Raw genomic sequence first — 18,835 nt, forward strand, 5'->3', positions numbered from 1 at the left:
CAGCCTAAATAACTTAGCATCGAGCTATTACGCTAATAACCAGCTACCACAGACGATTGAGCTTGAAGAAAAGGCATTAGCGATCCGTGAAGCCCTTTACCTTGAAAACAACGCCGCGTGGGCCGAAAAATACACCAGCAGCCTAAACAACTTAGCATCGAGCTATTACGCTAATAACCAGCTATTACAGGCGATTGAGCTTGAGGAAAAGGCATTAGCGATCCGTGAAGCCCTTTACCTTGAAAATAAGGCCGCGTGGGCCGAGGATTACACTACCAGCCTAAATAACTTAGCTGTAAGTTATAGCGACAATAACCAGTTAACAGCAGCCATTGAACTTAGTGAAAAAGAATTAACTATTACGACTGAATTATATAAAGCTAACCACGTTTCTGGCTTACAAGGATACTTAAACACATTACATTCAATAGCGACTTATCAATTACGCTTAGAGCAATATCAAGCCGTGCATGAACATTTGAATCAATACTTTAAGTTGTTTATTCTAGACTCTATCGAAGAGGTTGAGCAATGCGCTGAGTTTATTTATCCTTTTGTTAAGTATGCTCAAGCATCAAATCATTCATCACAACCAATACCTTTTGATTTCGATAAAGCCGCAAATGATTTCAATACAATAATGCTGCAGAAATTTGCGAGTCAGTATAAAAAACAAATAGATATCTTATTACACGGAAATGAGGATTTCTCTGCTTATATTGAGTTATCAAAATCTAACAAACCACTTGATAGCGAAAAATATCAATTGTTTGTTCAGTATTTTGCAGAGCCTAATCAGGGCGAATAACGCTTAAATTTGACCACGGTGAATTAGACTCTAAATTCAACCGTGGTTATCATACTATTTGTAATAACGTTATTCGTGTTATGAGTGTATATAAAAATGCGTCAACATTTGTATATATCCAGAGCGCTATCTATAAAAATTCACCACTAATCACCCACCAAATAATCTGGACTCAATCCCATCATCATTTTTAAATACACTGACTTTTTAAAAGACTACTACCTCTACGTGTTTATCAATTAAATGAAAATTGAGCTTCTCATATTTTTCTTCCGAGTTCAGGTGATTATATTTTTCAACTTGAATCTAGTTTATAAAAAATATTGAAAAATAAAGGTTTCATTATATTTTTCATTCCGTTATAAATACACAGTGGTAGTAAATCACCTTAAACTTACTTTAATTTAACTAAAATGGAATGTGGTTATGTCTTTTAATAATGTAGTAGGCGATTTCTTTCACGGTAAAAAAGTAACATATAACGAACAGATTTTAGACTATGATCATTTGTCTGGTACAGACAGCTTAATACCTTTTATTTTAACCATGTTGAACTGGTCATTGAAAGACACCGTTCTAGAAAATAAAATTGTGACGTTTGAACTCATTTTACAGGAAGATTCATTATTCGGATTCGAAGCTAAAAACATCATTTTTCATCATCCTAATTGTGTTAACTCATTGTTAACTGGCTTCCCTATGTATAAAGTTATGACGTCATTACAACCGAATGATAGTTTATGCATAACTAAGTTTGTTACTACTCATCGATATGAAAGTAAACTCGCCGCCGAAGAGGGAGACACTATATCTGTTGAACAGGTGATGAAATGTTTTTTCTCTGAGGAATACGATGGAAAAGCCCCTGTCCCTGCTCTTTATGAAACAATTCGGTTATTTGACAAAGAGACACACACGGCGAGTGCTATTGAAACAATCAAACACACCCCCCCGCCTCCTTTTGATATAAAAAAGCATTACTCTTCACTATCAAAACAGACTAGAGAATTATTTGATGAAATAACCATTGTTTCAACGGCGAACCATCTCTTAAAAAACTCAGATTTGAGTATTTCGAATAATGAATATGCCCGATTAAAGCTAGATAGCGTCTCGCCAGATATCTTTTTTTCAGCCATATTAAGCGTCCCTTTCATGCTCGAAACCTTAGCGGCAGAGCTAAATTGCTTTCATTATCAAGTTATTTTTCCACAGCAAGCTTATGATTACCGTGAGAACATCGAGGATGTAGTCGATGTGCGCACTTTCGATTCTGAAAAGGGCAGTACAACAAACTGGTATGCCGAAGCTAAGCGCCCTGTATTTAACCTTAGATTCAATTCTTCGATTGAATCATCTTTAAATAAAGCGTTTGATGGTAATGCCCTCGATACTAACCTGTTAATTAAATCAATACTTGAGATAGACGATGAGTTTATTAACGAGCTCAAAGCAATTAATAACAGTAAGAATCGCTCAGTAAAATCATTAAAAACATCAAAAAGAATACAAGACGCGTTAAGTGATCGCATCATTGGTCAAAAAAAGGCAATGGAAGGCATCGCTCAAGGATATTTATCATCATGCCTGCATCGTAGTGAAGGTCCTCGAATGATTTATACATTCGCTGGTCCCTCTGGCGTGGGTAAAACATACTCTGCCACTCGTTTTGCTGAATTACTCAATGATGTTGAAAGCTCAGGCTACGGGTTTAATGTATTTAATATGGAACATTTTACCCATGAGCACGATCCAAAAAAATTAGTTGGCGCGGGTAACCAATATACTGATGCTTCGCTTGGGTTACTTACCAATTTAGTGAGGATAAATCCTCGCCAAGTATTACTTTTTGACGAAGTTGAAAAAGCACACCCTAATGTAATTCAATCGTTGTTAACCATTCTAGACTCTGGGTATACAGAAGATGCGACCAGCTTAGAAGAAATTGACTTTACTCAGTCTATTATTATTTTTACGACGAACTTAGGGCAAGAGTTATTCAATAAAAATAACCAACATCATCAAGTAAACGTATTTGATGTACTTCGTACATCTAAGAATGGTCAGACGGGACAAAGTCTAGCGCCTGAATTTGTGAACCGACTATCAAAAGGTTATTCGGCTTTATTTTCTGGTTTAAAAGTAAATCACTTTATTAAGGCTGCCGAAAAAGTATTGATTCATGACACCCTCGGCATGGGTGGCATAACGTTTAAATGGCCAGAGAGTTTTCCACGTTTCTTACTTAAAAGTTTAGCGCCTGAAATTACCATGCGACAAATAGAGCACTCACTCCCTGAAATACAAGCAAACATATTACAAAAATCAATTTCATACTTAGACGAAGAACAAAGTAATATTTTTATTAATGTGAATGTCAGTGATGATTTAGCCCAAGCGAGTCAAAATGTTTTTTTAGTGTTAGATGATGATAAGCGTGTTTATGACGCTATAAACCAATCATTAAGTAGTGAAAGCATCACCCTGTGCGCTAATAAAAACGACATACCCCACCTTCTTGAAAAGCTAAGACCTCAGAGCCTGTTAATTGATGTTGATTCACTGGATGCAAATAGATTTGCTGAACTAGTTGATGAGATGTCTAGTAAAAACCCTGAGCTAATTTTATTTTCTTATCAATTAATAAGTGATTCGAAAAAAAGATACAGTGCTAATCACGAAGAAGTCAGAGAGCACTTTAGTTTAGATGCGGTATCTGTCACACAAGCGTTGGTAGATATGTTTAAACGGATTAATTTCTACATTGATACTGAATATTCGCTAACTCGCATGTGTAATCAAAATCAAATGCTCAAATATAACATCTCTGTTGAGAAGTCGTCAGATGGTATTGAAGTGACCTTTCATGACTTAAATACCCAACAACTTATTTATTCCAATGATCTACGTGAAAGTGATTTTTTCTCTCAATCAGCTCCCACTGACAAACTATCCGATGTAATTGGACTCGAGCGTGCTAAGAATCGCCTTAATGATGTTATTGGATGGTTAAAACAACCATCAAAACTGAATAACTTTGGCATATCAGTACCCGCAGGTTACTTATTTGCAGGTCCCCCTGGGACAGGTAAAACACTTCTAGCAAGGGCTGTCGCCGGTGAATGTGATTTACCTTTTTTCAGTGTATCAGCCGCTGAACTTTCAGCTTCACATCATGGTGGAACAACACAAAATATTAAAAAACTATTCTCCACCGCAAGGAAATATGCACCCGCTATTGTTTTTATTGATGAGATAGATGCTATTGCTGCAGCGAGAACCGCAGGCACTTCAGGAGCCGCTCAAGATGCAAACCAAACAGTCAATGCATTATTAACCGAAATGGATGGTTTTGATGATAAATGCCAAATTTTTGTATTAGCTGCAACAAATCACCCAGAAAAACTCGACCGTGCAATTACCCGCCCTGGGCGGTTTGACGAGACTATATATTGTGATTTACCCAATAAAGAAGCACGTACTCTCTTTTTCACTCAATACGCCTCACAGCATAATTTAAACTGGACTGATGCTGAACTACTTAATCTGGTTGCACTTTCACAAGGGATGTCTCCTGCTGAAATTCAGCAGGTATTAAAAGAAGCGATACAGTTTGCGGTATCAAATGATGTTCAGCTGACTAAAGAGATTATTGAAAAAACAATGATCAGAGTGAGGTATGGCTCCCCTTCTGAACATTTATTTTTAAGCGGAGACGAAAAACGTAAAACAGCCTATCACGAAGCCGGTCATTTAGTAGCGCACCACCTTTTATTCCCTAAACAACATATTGACTTCATTACTATAGAGCCTCGTAATCAAGCCCTTGGATTTGTCGCCACACGACAGCCTGATGAATATGAGAGCTACTCAAAAATTACTATAATGCGCAAACTACAAATGCTCCTTGCCGGAAGAATTGCAGAAAAACTGTGCACAGGCTCTGCAGATGAAATAAGCACGGGTGCAAGTAACGATATTGAAAAAGCCACACAATTAGCGATGCATGCAGTTTATCAAGGGGGAATAGAGCCATCTGTAGGGCCATTAAATGTTGGCCTACTCACACGTTTTGAAGAGAGTGACTTACTTGCGAATGCGCAAAATGCAGTAAAAAGATGGATTGAAACGGCAGAAAAAGAAGTGGAAGTGTTACTTATTAAACACTATTCATTACTCGAAGTCGTTGCTGAAAAGTTGATTGATGAAGAGTCCTTGATGGGCCACCAAATTTTAACACTATTAGGGGATGCGTAATGGCAATGACGCACGATGAGCTTGCTCAATATCTCAACATCTATTACTTATCTTACGTATACTCAGAGGAAGACGATGTATTCATAAGTCCTGAAAAAAGTAATGTATATACGATAAGCATATACCTAGAGAAAGGCGGCACAATTTTACATGTCGTCGCGGATTATAAATGTGACTTTTTTGAATATACGGGTGTTACTTACCAAGAGCCCGACATCGTCACCCTATTAAAGTATATGTTACAGGAAAATGAGACCTATTCTTCAGGGTATTGGTGTTTAACTAAAGAGCATTCGCGCATCCAATTTCGTCAAACTTTATATTTAGGTGACACTAAAATGACGAGTATTACGCCAATCATAGACATGATAGCCGTTATATCCAGTGAAGAGCAGCGTGACAGGCTTCATAAAATTTGGTTACTGCTTAACCCTGATAATGGCAAGGTTGATGATACTAAAAGTTTTTTCGCTAGTGCAATAAAGGCGCAAAAACAATATTCTCAAGAGACAGTAGATATGCTTGATTATCTCATTGGCGATCTCGAGTAAGCTTCCCCGTGACATCACTTCCTTCTATTCACGGGGATTAGGTTAGCCATTCAAGAATGAGTAAAGTAAGTTTATAGGGTACTGCCGACCAACTTCTAAAATCCCATATAGATTTGATTAACCTTCAATAAAGCTGGTAAAGCTTGTCCCACGTGTAATAGCGACATAACCATCTAAATCAGAAAACTCAGCTTCTATTGTAAAGTTAGACGCTATATTTATTTGATATTCAGTCATGCGGACAGCACGAAAAAAAACGTTCTTGCATGCTTCACCTAGTGTTTTAGCATTATTGCCAACTACAGCCGAATATTGCTCTTGACCATTAAAACCCACCCCTCGGCATTGTAGATTGTAGTGGCATAGTTAATTTGGCCACCCATTAAAAAGGTGCTAGAGCCTTGTGGATTTTTTGTGATATTGAAAGTTGTGGCTAAGGTTATTTCTTAAATTAACGACATTTATATATACTCAAGTTCATGTAGTCTTTGGACATCCTCAGCAACTTAAAACCCTGTACAACCAAGTATCTTCACGTATCATTTTAAGGCTCGGAAATAGAAGGATTCAGCTTGTTTAAACTTCCCACTACTACTATTGCACTTATTATCATTTGCAGCGGATCTATTATAGGACCGCTTGGTATGGCAGGCGTTAATATCGCTATTCCAAATCTTGCCGAAGATTTACACGCTAATGCCAAAATGATCGCGTGGATGCCTACATTGTATTTACTCAGCAGCGTAATGTTTATGCTTCCGTGCGGGAAAATGGCAGACAATTATGGCCGTAAACGTGTGTATGCTTTTGGTTTAGGTTTAAATGCAGTGGCCTCGCTGATGTGTGCGTTAGCGACCTCTATTGAATGGGTCCTTTTTTGGCGTTTTATACAAGGGGCTGCTGGTGCCATGATTTTTGGTATTGGTGTTGCCATCATTACTTCTGTCACGCCTGATAATAAGCGCGGGATGGCACTCGGGACCTCTGCGGCGTGTGTGTACATAGGGCTGAGCGCTGCACCTGCGGTCGGTGGCTGGCTGACTGAAATGTGGGGATGGCGGGCCGTGTTTTACTCACAAATCCCTCTTGTGCTTTTGCTACTAGCTGCCATTAAACTGTTTTTACATGGAGAGTGGAAAAATGATAAAAAATCGCCGTTTGACTGGTGGGGCACGATTATTTTCTCGCTCTTTGCACTGTTCTTAGTATTAGGATTAAGTGATTTGCCTGATATAGCTGGGTGGCTTTTAACAGTGCTTTCAATCACCTGCTTAATGCTATTTATTGTTCACCAAAGTCGCAGTCGGCGCCCCTTAATTAGAGTACAAATGTTTTTAGAAAGTCGTGTGTTCAGCTTATCGTTGACGACTTCATTTCTAATGTATGCTAGTAATTTTTCACTCGCCTTTTTGTTAAGTTTGTATTTGCAATATATCAAAGGATTAAGCCCTGCTCATGCTGGCCAAATAATATTACTCCAAGCGGTTTCAATGGCTATCATGGCACCACTGGCAGGTAGACTTGCCGATAGAGTACAGCCACGCTTACTTGCCACATTAGGGTGTATAATTGTTCTCGTTGGCTTTTTTCTGCTATCCCGGTTATCCATTAGTTCAAGCACAGTTTACATTAGCGGCTCGTTGTTATTATTAGGGGTTGGGTTTGGCTTATTTTCGACCCCAAACAATAATGCCATTATGGGTGCTATAGATAAAAGTGAGCTAGGCGTCGCATCTTCCTCAATGAACTTATCGCGCACTATTGGTAATTTATTTGGTATGAGCATAATCAACTTAATTGTGCATTATTACCTTGGTGACAGCACCTTTTCAGCACAAAATGGCCACGCATTAATGAGTACGATTTCATTGGCGTTTACAGTGTCACTAGGGTTTGTAATTCTTGCCAGTTGTATTTCTGCGCTGCGAGGACGAGCTTAAAAGGATAGATTAATTATTTACTGCGTATCTACCTTAAAATACAAGGCAAGAACATGAAAAAAGTCTATTAGTTCAATACCTTTTCAAGGTAGGCTGTACTACGCATAGCTTTTTAATGCTTTTGCCCTGAGTTCTAAAGAATCATTATCAGAAGATTACAGATGGACATTAAATAATATTGAAAACATTTCAAAAAACAAAAGAATATAAAAACTGGTATACATTTAATGAAATATTTTCTTGACAAATAAGTTGCACTTGAATAATCCACTTTAAATAAAAAACTGTTCAAGCTACAAAGAAAAAGTTGAAGTTATTTTCGAATAAATATTTAATTCATTCAAAAGTACAATCAATTATGATATCAAACATATCAATTAATTAAAGAGTATTACATTTGTAATAACACATTAAAAATTAATTTATACCAATCAAAATTTAACTATAATATTATATCTAAAAGCGATGAAAACCATATAAAGGAATGGTATCTCCCTTGAAGATCTTTATGTTTTTTAATAAAAACAATTATCAATTAAACATTTTTTAAAATAAAAATAAATTCAAAATCAATCTTTACTAGGAGCTACAATGAAAGAAGAAAAAATTACTGAAGAACAGGATTTTTCAGAAGACACCTATTCCAAATGGTATATATTTTTTACTATACCTATACTTTCTTCTTTGTATTTTTTTTGGTTTGTTATGAAACTTTTAATGTCTTTTATTTTTTCTCTTGGGGAGGAAGATAGTAGAGATAAAACATATGTTAGGTATTCTGAAAATGGCATACATAAAACAGGGCTTTCAAGTACATATAAATCAGGTAATTTGATACGTATTTTTATAGCAGGAGCAGGCATATATTTTATATATAAAGGTATAGAAGCCTGTATTAAAGTATTTCATGCTAGTTTAGAAACAGGTGTTATTTTTCTTCTACCACTTTGTATTGCTGGCACAGCATCATTATTATTTAGTGAAAGCTTTAAAAAACATTTAAATAATAACAAATCATCACTGCCATTTGTTATTGTATCATTTGTTGGTTTAGCCATTTCTATAGCTATAACGGTATATTTATACAAAATTGACTTCTTAGAAATGGGAGATAGTAAAAATATTAAAGATGGTATTTTTTCATTGTTTTTTGTTCCTTTATTTATCTTTTCTGGTTACATATTACCTATAATGGTTTCTTTAACATCTATTTTTTTAACATTAAAAGATAAAAATAGTTATTCTATATTTGCTGTTATTTTTGCTTTTTTATTAGGTTCTATTCCTCCTTATATGCAATATCAAGAAGTTCAAAAAAATATTGAACAGAAAAAAGAGGATATTAGAAAAGAAAAAGAAGAAATTATACAAAATAAAAAAAGAAATAAATTAAGAGAAGAACGGTATAAAGAGATGAGTATGAACGAAAAAGGTTTTACTTATTATTCTCAAGAAATAATTTCAGCTCGTTATGACCCAACAAAAAAGAAAGTAGAAGATGATAAAAGATTAACTGGCACAGGGAAAGGTAGTTTACTTATACTGCCTAGTTATAAATTCAGAGTTAAAGTTAGTGTTGAAGGTTTCGAAAATTATACTTATGGCATGGAAGTGCCAGTAGGGAAGTATAAAATAACATTAGAGCATGAAAAATATAGAAAACATAAGGAAATATACGAAGTAAAAGAAGGTGGTAATATCATTTATATAAAAATGATATGATAATTCCTTAAAAATATATGACCTAAGTTTTAATAATATTAGGTCATTTTTAATATAGAAAAGGGATTTTTAGATCACGAACTTTACCTTAACTTAAAAGTATGACCTCATATTCTGTAAAATGTGCTTTTTTATAATTTTATCTTGTGTTTACAATAAGAGAAAATTCTACGTTTGGCTTCTATTATTTTTCAGGGGGATTACCGTAGCAAGTTTATTAAAACATGGTTCACTCTATAACTCATACAAGTACTGAAATTAATTATTTAAACGCTATAACGGAGCCTGTCCGATTAGGCGTAAGTGCGGTATATGTGGTGCTGTACCACATTTCAAATTTCTCATCTTCACTTACTAAAGCTAGCGTTTCCACATATTCATTAGGATAATTGCTATAAGTTGTTAAGTCCTCTTTAGTTTCATTATAAGGCTTATTTATTAAATCAGCGATTTCTTTGCCATGAGAGCGAAAGAGTGCTGGTACAGCGAGAGATGTAGTAAAAAATAAATTATCTGAAACGCATTTCATCCCTGAAGTGAATGAAATTGCATGCTCATGTAGCACCTCTATTTCCTTACCTTTAAAAGGTACGATAAATTGAGTTTTAATGACAATCGCTGTATCTTTATCAACGAATCGACCTACATCAACGCAGACCGGTGTCGAATCCACAGCAGAAAACATTAGTAAATTATCAACTCCCTCAATATACCTCTGGCTATAATTATATTTATTTAAATCAACCTCTTCTATAAAACTAGCGTGTTCTATCCAAAGTCCCATTAGCTTGACTGTTTTATCTTGCTTAAAATTATGGGTATCTGATGGTAAGTAAATTGCAGGTTCTAATACAAGGACCTTTAAGCCAGCCATATTATTTCCTTTTATTTTAGTTTCAATATAAGAAAATATAGTCAATATTTCAGGTTATTCCATACGGGATTTAATTTAATGCTCTATTTAACATAACGATAGCTAGTATAAATAGAGGTTTACACTAGTGATATTTCTATGCATTAACGTTATTACCCGCTTACTTCTATCTACAAACAAAAAATGCCTTGCTGTGTTAACACAGCAAGGCATTTTAATTACAATTCGAATAGCGACTTATTACTGTACTGTCAGACCTTGTTTTTTAAACTCGATTGCTTTTTCTAATGTGAAATTTTTACTTATCCACTTTGATGCATTTCGAGGCGTAAAACCGGCCATTTTCCAATCAACTATTGTCTGTGGTGATTTGATCCCAGCTTGTACCCACTCTTTAGTGTCTGTTGGTGTGAAGCCATTGCTTCGCAAAATTCTAGCATCATAAGCCTGGACGCCAATCCCCTGCCAAGCACTCGCTTCTTGATAAGGCATGCCATCCCATGGACTTGAAGATGCACAACCCGCTAAAGTTAAAACACCCGCAATGATTGATCCTGCAATTATTTTTTTCATTGATACTTCCCTAATTTTTTAGCTTATAAATTTAACGCTGGAATAAGGCACATGGTGCCTAAAATAATCAATATTAGATCTAAGGAAGTAATGGACAAGTTGAATAATCAATTAAGCTATACATTTTGCCACTAGTAGTGGTCAAACATCCAACTTCCCTTTGAACTCATATGATTTTTAAAGAATTTTACTAATTCCCGACTATCATAAAACAAAATACATTTCATATCATCTATCCGTTTGAATTTTAATACCGGTAGCTAGGCAAGTTAATCGACGCTAGATGATTGTCAATTTAGATTATTAAGCTTAATAGGATCCTGCTGGGAATGATTACCCTCCCCCTAATATGTCGAGTAAACATTAACTATAGGGATATATTAGCGCTATTTGTCACGCAAATTGCGAATCTAGATGTGCCATTATTTAATATAATATTTCGCAACACCTACCCTGCATACAATTAGTCTTTTCCACTTTAATTAAGCACAAAAGCAAAATACATATCACGGCGTAAATCTACTTTTTTAAAATCAAATTTAATATGTCTACCCACAACATTGTTAACCTGATCAATTCTTAAATTGAAAAACATAAGTATCTTGTCAATTGACGTGTCTTTTACAGCTGAATCACTTTGAAAAAGTACCCATCTTTTTAACGTTATTCATCATTTATCCTTTTTATCATAAATGTGGTGCGCACTAGAAAAAGATATATTTTTACATTTTAATAACAAAAAAAGTGGTAAGTGGACAAAAAATGTCGATTTTAGCGTTTTTTTTTGACAGTGCCCCCTCAATTCTCGTGATTTAATAACTAAAAGAGCAATTCCATTAGATGATATAAAAATTTATTTATCATCTTAAAGTTATATTTTTAGGAAATTACGATTATGCAAAAGACAAAAAAGTTGCCGTTAAACTCACTTCAATTGCAACAACACCCAACAATGATGACTTTGCACTCAGACGATGAGTTAACGCAGTCAGAACTTCCAAATATGCAGCTTCTTTCATTAGCCTTTCTTTTGAAGCATCCGCTTGATTTCCTGCGGAGAAATAAGGTGGGCATCAAGGTGATGTTAATTAGATTTGAAAAACAGAAATTGGCGTTTAATTTCGAAATAAACAGCAAAAAAGTGGTAAGTGGACAAAAAATGTCGATTTTAGCGTTTTTTTTTGACAGTGACCCCTTAATTCCCGTGATTTAATAAACAAAAGAGCAATTCCATTTGATGATAGAAAAATTTATTTATCATCTTAAAGTTATATTTTTAGGAAATTACGATTATGCAAAAGACAAAAAAGTTGCCGTTAAACTCACTTCAATTGCAACAACATCCAACGCTGATGACTTTACACTCAGATGATAAGTTTACGCAGTCAACACTTCCAAACATTCAGTTTCTCTCAATTGAGCAACTTCAATGTATGCTTGATTCTTGTCCCATCCCCGTACTTAAAACGGAAGAAGAAGGGCTGTATATTTTATTAGCAGCTATGCCTCTGATTGAGATTATTCGCAGTCATGACGTATCACATAAGCTAAATGCATACCTCATTATTTATGATGAAGCTGAGCCAGTAATTTCTACCCTTGTGTTAATAAAGCCGGCACTACTTGCACCCGAATTCAGATCTTTACCGCAGCAATTACATATTAGGCAATGCAAAACTACATCTGTATTTACACCATGAAAAAGGTACAAATAAACACATACTCATATTAATGGACAAACGTAAGCTTTTTTCAAGAAAGGGTTGTTAAGTGAATCTTCAATGAGAGTAAAACGAAGCAGCAACCTAACACAGGTTGTTAGTTTAATGAATTTAGGAGAGTAATTATGAAATACAAACAGAAATCGATTCCACTTATAAAGGCTAAATTAAAACCTCATCCGCTACTGATTGAATCAACCAAAAATGATGTGATACAGCTAAGAGCGAACCAAAGCATTGATGGCTTACCTATAGAAGTAGTACAGTTATTATTAGACTTGCACCCATTAGCCGCGATTATTGATACTGACGATAATAGTTATTTAACGCTTACAACAAGCAGCATACTTGAACGCTTTAAAGCACATCCACTGAAAGCGAAATTAAACTTAAGACTGCTTATTTACCCGCAAGAAGTTACCGAGCAAGTTCTTCTGACAACCCTACTCTTTGACGGTGCATTAACGCTTTTTTCAAAAACTAATTTAAGTACAAATATTAAACACCGTCTTAATTGCATTAAAGAGCAAGGAATAGCGACACCTAAACAATATGTATTGGCAAATCTAGCTAATACATCTCCCTCTACTTTTCGGTAATGGAGTGCTAAACATGGGCATATCAGAGCATATTGCGAGAAGTAACCGTTTGAGTAATGCCGGTGGTCGCTACCCTAATGCATTAGCGCACGGCACAACATTAGCTATTATGTTGATAAAGCTAGCTAGAGTTGATGCTAAAGCACGCCCTGCTATGACTGTAGTAGCACTATTCATGTGGTTAATAAGAGGCTGGAAGCACATTATTTCGGCAAGTGATATTCCTGATTTTATAAAAATATCTGCTACGAAACCTTGTAAAAAACACACTTTTCGCACTTTTTATGATGGCACAATATCATGGGCTGAGTATGCGAGACCCTGTAAATACAAAAACCGTATTGTGTATTTATGGCAACCTATGCCGACCTATTTAAATGCATTTTTTCAAAAATTTATTAGCGATCAAACTTACGGTACGCCTTTTTTAAATCTCAAAAATAAAGCACATTTATTCGAGCTAATGAAGGCAGCATGGAAAACACCGAATACATTAAAAAATAACCCTCGCGTTAACAAAAATACCTTCCAGCATTATTTTATTAATTGTGCTCAGGCGGATAACACTCTAGGTGCAATTGTTCGATCGCAGCTAATAACTGATGATAGAGCACATCATTCTAGCGCGATATATTACCAACAGTTAAATACTGATCGTATCCGCAGCAAAATATTTGATGCGCATAACCGCTACTTATCACGCCTTATTAACGCAGCAAGAAAGGCTGAACTCCACGTATATTTTGAGCTCTTTCTAAAAAAGTATTCTGCAAACCTTATTAAGGCGTCAATAAGAAAGGCCGGCTATTTATTGCAATCTGATGGGATAAGTCAGTTTGAACTCGATACCACACAAAACAGTAGTGATAAAAAGCGCATTCCAGCTATTTTAATAGGCAGTGTTCGGTCACTTGAAGATAACCACGTCAGTCACTTTTTCCAAAAGGTACATACGTTAGTTGTAAATGCTAAAGAAAAAGTCTTGGTTAAAGGCTCTCATTCAAAAGCATATTTAGCAAATCAATCGGCGCTGCGAGATTACTATAATAAAGCAACCTATCGAATTGCATTGTTGTTTATTGTTCTTACTGGCGCAAGGCCTACACATAGCATCAGTATTTTATCGATTTATTACTCAGGTTCTGGTGTTGTATTTATCAAAGATAAAGGTGTTCTTAGGCAACTCATACTCTGTGATTATTTGCAGCAAGAAATTAAACAGTACTTATCCTTACAATCAGTTATTCGTACACAGCTCAGCATACATACTGAATTAGATGATCTTTGGTATACGTGTAGTGAGAAAAACATCCCGAAAGCCCTAACAAGTCGCGAACTTCGTTTATTCATGCATCAAATTTGGCCCAATGTAGTGCCTTATCAATTGCGCCACTTTTTTAGTCACTGTGCTAATAGCCATATGTTTTCAGACAAGCTATATGACAACGATATTGATCGGCTGATGGGGCATGAAAATCTGGGAGAGCGCCTCGGAAGCGATATGCTTTTTCCAGCTCGATTCGAAGTAATCAAAAGCTTTTTAAATACACTACCGAAGCGCCTAGGACTCAAGGATTTAACTTATGTCTGAAAAATTAATACATCAGCATACAAAACAAATCTCTGATTATTTGACCCAATTTTGGTCATTAAAGACCACAGAAGATGATATTTCCTGGGTATTAACGTATTGGCAAATAACAGAAAAGAAAACGCGTATTGTCGATAATACCGTTCTAAGGAAAATCACTCAGCAGATCAATGCTATTCCGTCTGGGAAGCAACGAGCATATAAGCAGGCGCTTGAGGGAATTCTTTTTTATTTAGGAGAAGCGTGTCATTGGCAATTACCAGAACTTATAAAAAACACAATCAGTGACACCAACCATCAATATTTTGAAGAGCTTGCAAAAGGTGCAGCGCATGCGCATAAAATTTTTGCATGTTACCAACAACAAAAAACGTATTTTTTTGATACAAGGGAGCCATTAACACCGTGCTTTATGGCATTAATAATAGGGTTTGAGGTAGCCCCCTTATCGCTTGAGCATATCAGCGCTATTTTAAATAATCCGAATTCGATTATAGATAAAGAAGATAATCCACGCCTTGCTATTACTCACATGGGGTATGGGACAGATGAATTAAGAGCAACTCATTATTATTTATCAATCGAAAGCTATCGTTTCTTAGAGGATTATTATGCACAATCACCTCCAAGAATAAGCTCCAAATGTTTGTATGTAGACTTATCAAGTTGGGTGGAAAAAAATGGGTTACCTGCCTGTAGTATAAAGCAGACATGGCCGAAACGATTTCAGATAAGTTGGTACCTTCGCTTTCAACTACCGCCTATCTTCATTAAGGATTTAGCTAATCCAGAGCGGCATGTTGGCTTGTCAAAACCCATTTCACTACCAAAAATAAAAGAGGCCGGGATTTATGCTATCGATTGGGATACCAAGTGGTTTGATTCATTAACTAAATTACAAAAAAAAGTGCGTTGGCCTCATGAAGCCTTACTCAAACACTCAAAAGATTTCAGCACTGTCGAAACACCGCCGTGGGATGCTAATAATATTCTACCGCGCTTGTTATTTGATTACACAAAACAGCTGCTTGTGTATGGGGGAGTAAAAAAAGCGTCCCTTGCACTAGGATCGATTAAAAACTACACCTCACTTAAAAGTAAACTTGAGCCCTACCCTCTGTGTTACGCAGATGCTATTAGCGAAGAGGCTATTAATGGGTGGGCCCAAACTGTCTATGACTCGATAGACTCCGATATAGTAAAAGGCACCTTTTATAACTTTTTACGCTTTTTAAGCTACCAAGAACAAACAGATACACTCGATTTATCTAGCTTTAGCTCGCCTCTGGTAGCGCCATCGGTGAGTCCTGGTCGATTAACTGTTGACGAATTTGACCGTCTACTTGAAGTGCTTTTATCAAGTAAAACTAACAACCCTTTTCGTAGTTTATTTGGTGCGATTGCAGCGTTATTAGGGTTTTACGCTATGCTGCGCCGTGGTGAAGTCCTAAGGTTACGCCGTAAAGATATTCGATTTAAGCCAAGTAATGGCCTTATAACAATCACGGTAACTAATACACCAGAAGGCAACACCAAAAGCAACACCACTCGCACGGTGTACACCACACTTCCTGTGCAGTACCGCCAGTTATTTATATATCTATTTGAAATAAAAAAGAACATACCTCGCGAGCAACCTTTATTGGGGTTTGAAGGTGAAAAGTATCATTCGCGGCAGCTTTATTATTTATTACCTGTGTCGCGTGCTTTGAGGTGTTTATTTGGTAAGCATCTTAACTTTCATCACCTTCGCCACAGTGGTGTACATCTATTTATGCTGCAAACACTGTATTTCGTGAGCGTTACACCAGATGAACAACGAGGAAAAACCCCATTAGAGCAAGAAGTGCTTTCAAACAACTCGGTGACTACTCGTTTCGATTATTGGTTTGAAGGTAGAGCTGTTCACGAAGTGAATGATGCTGCTTTTTTAGATGAAATGGGTTTGCAAATTGGTCACATCTACTATGACACAACACGTTGGTCGTATTTACATGATATTGAATGGCTACTTCCTATCATTAGTCGTGCCCATGCACCTTATGTACTTCATGAACATACTCACAGTGAGCTGCGCTATTTATTAAGACTAAGCCCTAAATCTAACGATCTATCTAGAATACTACTTAGGCTTAGCCCTGAATACGCCAATAAAACACTGGGACAAAAACGCAGTCAACCAGTAAAACTGAGCGATAAGCAGCTCAGAGAGGTCGTACTTGGCAAAAAGAATGAAGCGGAAAAAACGAGTACAACTGTTGACCTTGCCTTAATGTGGAAAAAATCAATTCATAGTAGCGAACACTCGTTACTGAGTTTTATTTTTGAAGCCATGTTTGAACATAAAGCACTTGACTTAAGTGCGCTGAGCTTTATATGGGATAATGGTAGTAAGCATCACATTAAACCAATTAGTAAAAAGCAGCGCACAGCACTAAACAACTTACCTCCCATTCTACTTTCTGATGATGAACAGTCATTACAAATCTCGCTTGCCTGTAACAGCAAAAATGCACGGGCATTTACCACTGTGTTTAGGCATACCGACTGGGACTGGTTGAGTATTGCATTTACCCTTTCTGTTAATCAGAAAATCAACGGCGAACGGCAAGTAGTATTACTTAAAACATTATTTTCTAAAAAAGATGAAGCCATTCAAATTGCTAAACATGCTAAAGGAGAATCACTATTAACGATTAATTTAACACCAAAAACAACACTATCATCTAAAACACTCAAATTCGCAAAAGAATTTATTCAATTATTTCAATGCAATAAGGTAAAATCATGAAAATTAATATTTCTAGTAACAAAACAGCACCGCTTAAGAGCATAACTGAGAATATTGATACCCGCTATGCAGACAGCCTAGTAACCGTATTAATAAGTAAAAAGGAAGGCTCCATGACATTCATAGCTGGTAAACCTCCTTTATGTTCATATTGTACACTTATACTGGATACGTCCTCTACACATTTAGAAGACGCTCAGTTTTCAATTGACGGCAGTTTTGCAAAGCAGCTGCCAAATTACTTTAGTTCAAATGAAGACATTAAATTAAGTATTAATACCTTACCCTCAAGTGCGGCTTCAATTGAATTAATCCATAATGACATGAAAAGCAACGAAAATGCACTGCGTCGATGTGAGTGTGTCGATGTATATGAAGGGCATTTAACTTACATTAAAGAAAGTTCACAACGCCCAACTAATCCCGTTCCTAAAGCCTCTTTAGAGCGCGTGATATACGAGTCATCTGAACTAATGCCTTTTGAATTTTTAGAAATAAACGTAGATAAACAGCATTGTCGAATACAGCGAGATGGCGATGTTGAAGAAGTGCACTTACCTGACAACCTAGAATTACACGATTCTATGGTTTTAACAGAGGAGATTAGCCGTAAGCTTAATTATTTATGTAAGAATACCGAGAGCGATGTAATCGAATTCGTCCAGCAGGGTGAATTACTCACTTTTAAAACACCTGAAACCACACTCACTTATTCATTGGCCGGCGTTGAAGAGTTTTTCGCAAAGAAGCCTCTTAAATTCATTAACGAAAAACATGTTGTAGTAGATTTCCTTGCAGTTAAAAATGAAGTTCGACACTGCTCATCTGAGTATAAAACCATTAAAAAGGCGGATGATGCATTGTTATACTTAAGCGGTGATAAAGCCGCTATAGCATTTATTATGCCCCCATTTGAATTTGTGCACCCAATCACGGTAACTGAAACGTGTAGCGAAACAAAAAATAGTGAGTCATTATATCGCTTTTCACTAAAAGCACTATTGGGCATTAACATTAGCGACTTAACCCAAGCGGCAAGTACGCGCGTCGACATTCTTAAGTACGAAAACGACGAACGTAAATTAGGTGTGTATTTTTCACTTGAGAACACACTACCACATCGCACTATTTCGATTGAGAAAGATGAGAGCCAGCTTCCTAAAGTTGTAGCGCTACTTGAAGAGTTAAATCAAAGTCAAGCTGATACAAATACACTGAACAAAAAGCAGGAAGTACAAAAAGATTTATTCGGGTACATTATGGGTAAAGAGGAAGAGTATTAATCCTGAAATATACTGGACAAATAAACAGTGCTTGCTATATTTATGAGTAATTATTTTGATAGTGGCGCGTTTTAATACTTAGTATATAGTATCAGCACAATTGAGAAATAAGATAAGCAGTTGGG

General features: G+C 36.2%; 14 protein-coding genes. 11 read left to right on the forward strand and 3 right to left on the reverse strand.

From position 1 onward, the window contains the following. From GQR55_RS14590 to GQR55_RS14600, 3 genes are all read left to right on the forward strand, one after another. The coding region (locus GQR55_RS14590) for a tetratricopeptide repeat protein (protein WP_166421169.1) at positions 1 to 808 on the forward strand (808 nt) is incomplete at its 5' end. Between the two features lie 426 nt (positions 809 to 1,234). Beyond that, positions 1,235 to 5,065, forward strand: coding sequence for an AAA family ATPase (locus GQR55_RS14595; RefSeq protein WP_166421170.1), 3,831 nt, complete (start codon positions 1,235 to 1,237; stop codon positions 5,063 to 5,065). Continuing rightward, positions 5,065 to 5,616 carry a hypothetical protein gene (locus tag GQR55_RS14600; RefSeq protein WP_166421171.1) on the forward strand — a complete coding sequence of 184 codons (552 nt, stop codon included), beginning with the start codon at positions 5,065 to 5,067 and terminating at the stop codon, positions 5,614 to 5,616. The genes GQR55_RS14595 and GQR55_RS14600 overlap by 1 nt, the downstream gene beginning before the upstream one ends. A 117-nt stretch (positions 5,617 to 5,733) precedes the next feature. On the opposite strand, the gene GQR55_RS14605 is transcribed toward GQR55_RS14600, so the two are convergent. Then, positions 5,734 to 5,952, reverse strand: coding sequence for a hypothetical protein (locus GQR55_RS14605; protein ID WP_166421172.1), 219 nt, complete (start codon positions 5,950 to 5,952; stop codon positions 5,734 to 5,736). Between the two features lie 236 nt (positions 5,953 to 6,188). Here GQR55_RS14605 and GQR55_RS14610 point away from each other — a divergent pair, with 236 nt between their 5' ends. Then, on the forward strand, positions 6,189 to 7,556 hold the full coding sequence (locus GQR55_RS14610; protein WP_166421173.1) for an MFS transporter: 1,368 nt from the start codon (positions 6,189 to 6,191) through the stop codon (positions 7,554 to 7,556). A gap of 591 nt (positions 7,557 to 8,147) precedes the next feature. Beyond that, positions 8,148 to 9,278: a hypothetical protein gene (locus tag GQR55_RS14615; protein ID WP_166421174.1), complete on the forward strand. Its 1,131-nt coding sequence runs from the start codon at positions 8,148 to 8,150 to the stop codon at positions 9,276 to 9,278. Positions 9,279 to 9,540: 262 nt separating this feature from the next. On the opposite strand, the gene GQR55_RS14620 is transcribed toward GQR55_RS14615, so the two are convergent. Together GQR55_RS14620 and GQR55_RS14625 are read right to left on the reverse strand one after the other, a co-directional pair. Continuing rightward, entirely contained in the window at positions 9,541 to 10,152 is a 612-nt protein-coding gene (locus GQR55_RS14620; RefSeq protein WP_166421175.1) for a hypothetical protein, read from the reverse strand. Between the two features lie 240 nt (positions 10,153 to 10,392). Then, entirely contained in the window at positions 10,393 to 10,725 is a 333-nt protein-coding gene (locus GQR55_RS14625; protein ID WP_165725293.1) for a hypothetical protein, read from the reverse strand. 895 nt (positions 10,726 to 11,620) lie between these two features. On the opposite strand from GQR55_RS14625, the gene GQR55_RS14630 reads away from it, so the two are divergent. The 6 genes from GQR55_RS14630 (at position 11,621) to GQR55_RS14655 (ending at position 18,710) form a co-directional block, all read left to right on the forward strand. Then, a complete protein-coding gene (locus GQR55_RS14630; protein ID WP_166421176.1) occupies positions 11,621 to 11,938 on the forward strand; it encodes a hypothetical protein in 318 nt (105 codons plus the stop codon). Positions 11,939 to 12,077: 139 nt separating this feature from the next. Further along, positions 12,078 to 12,425, forward strand: a complete 348-nt coding sequence (locus tag GQR55_RS14635; RefSeq protein ID WP_166421177.1) for a hypothetical protein — start codon at positions 12,078 to 12,080, stop codon at positions 12,423 to 12,425. Between the two features lie 146 nt (positions 12,426 to 12,571). Then, a complete protein-coding gene (locus GQR55_RS14640) occupies positions 12,572 to 13,045 on the forward strand; it encodes a hypothetical protein (protein ID WP_166421178.1) in 474 nt (157 codons plus the stop codon). Between the two features lie 154 nt (positions 13,046 to 13,199). Then, positions 13,200 to 14,636 carry a hypothetical protein gene (locus GQR55_RS14645; protein ID WP_240916868.1) on the forward strand — a complete coding sequence of 479 codons (1,437 nt, stop codon included), beginning with the start codon at positions 13,200 to 13,202 and terminating at the stop codon, positions 14,634 to 14,636. Continuing rightward, positions 14,629 to 17,427: a site-specific integrase gene (locus tag GQR55_RS14650; RefSeq protein WP_166421180.1), complete on the forward strand. Its 2,799-nt coding sequence runs from the start codon at positions 14,629 to 14,631 to the stop codon at positions 17,425 to 17,427. Before GQR55_RS14645 ends, GQR55_RS14650 begins: the two co-directional genes overlap by 8 nt. Then, positions 17,424 to 18,710 (forward strand): hypothetical protein, encoded by a 1,287-nt coding sequence (locus GQR55_RS14655; RefSeq protein WP_166421181.1) that lies wholly within the window; start codon positions 17,424 to 17,426, stop codon positions 18,708 to 18,710. Before GQR55_RS14650 ends, GQR55_RS14655 begins: the two co-directional genes overlap by 4 nt. The last annotated feature ends 125 nt before the right edge of the window (positions 18,711 to 18,835 follow it).

Source organism: Pseudoalteromonas sp. Z1A8, assembly GCF_011378855.1.
Lineage (GTDB): Bacteria > Pseudomonadota > Gammaproteobacteria > Enterobacterales > Alteromonadaceae > Pseudoalteromonas.

Coding starts and splice junctions, on each gene's coding strand:
- GQR55_RS14655 (WP_166421181.1), top strand. CDS start 17,424: ATGAAAATTAATATTTCTAGTAACAAAACAGCACCGCTTAAGAGCATA.
- GQR55_RS14600 (WP_166421171.1), top strand. CDS start 5,065: ATGGCAATGACGCACGATGAGCTTGCTCAATATCTCAACATCTATTAC.
- GQR55_RS14635 (WP_166421177.1), top strand. CDS start 12,078: ATGACTTTACACTCAGATGATAAGTTTACGCAGTCAACACTTCCAAAC.
- GQR55_RS14630 (WP_166421176.1), top strand. CDS start 11,621: ATGCAAAAGACAAAAAAGTTGCCGTTAAACTCACTTCAATTGCAACAA.
- GQR55_RS14620 (WP_166421175.1), bottom strand. CDS start 10,152: ATGGCTGGCTTAAAGGTCCTTGTATTAGAACCTGCAATTTACTTACCA.
- GQR55_RS14615 (WP_166421174.1), top strand. CDS start 8,148: ATGAAAGAAGAAAAAATTACTGAAGAACAGGATTTTTCAGAAGACACC.
- GQR55_RS14650 (WP_166421180.1), top strand. CDS start 14,629: ATGTCTGAAAAATTAATACATCAGCATACAAAACAAATCTCTGATTAT.
- GQR55_RS14645 (WP_240916868.1), top strand. CDS start 13,200: ATGACTGTAGTAGCACTATTCATGTGGTTAATAAGAGGCTGGAAGCAC.
- GQR55_RS14640 (WP_166421178.1), top strand. CDS start 12,572: ATGAAATACAAACAGAAATCGATTCCACTTATAAAGGCTAAATTAAAA.
- GQR55_RS14625 (WP_165725293.1), bottom strand. CDS start 10,725: ATGAAAAAAATAATTGCAGGATCAATCATTGCGGGTGTTTTAACTTTA.
- GQR55_RS14595 (WP_166421170.1), top strand. CDS start 1,235: ATGTCTTTTAATAATGTAGTAGGCGATTTCTTTCACGGTAAAAAAGTA.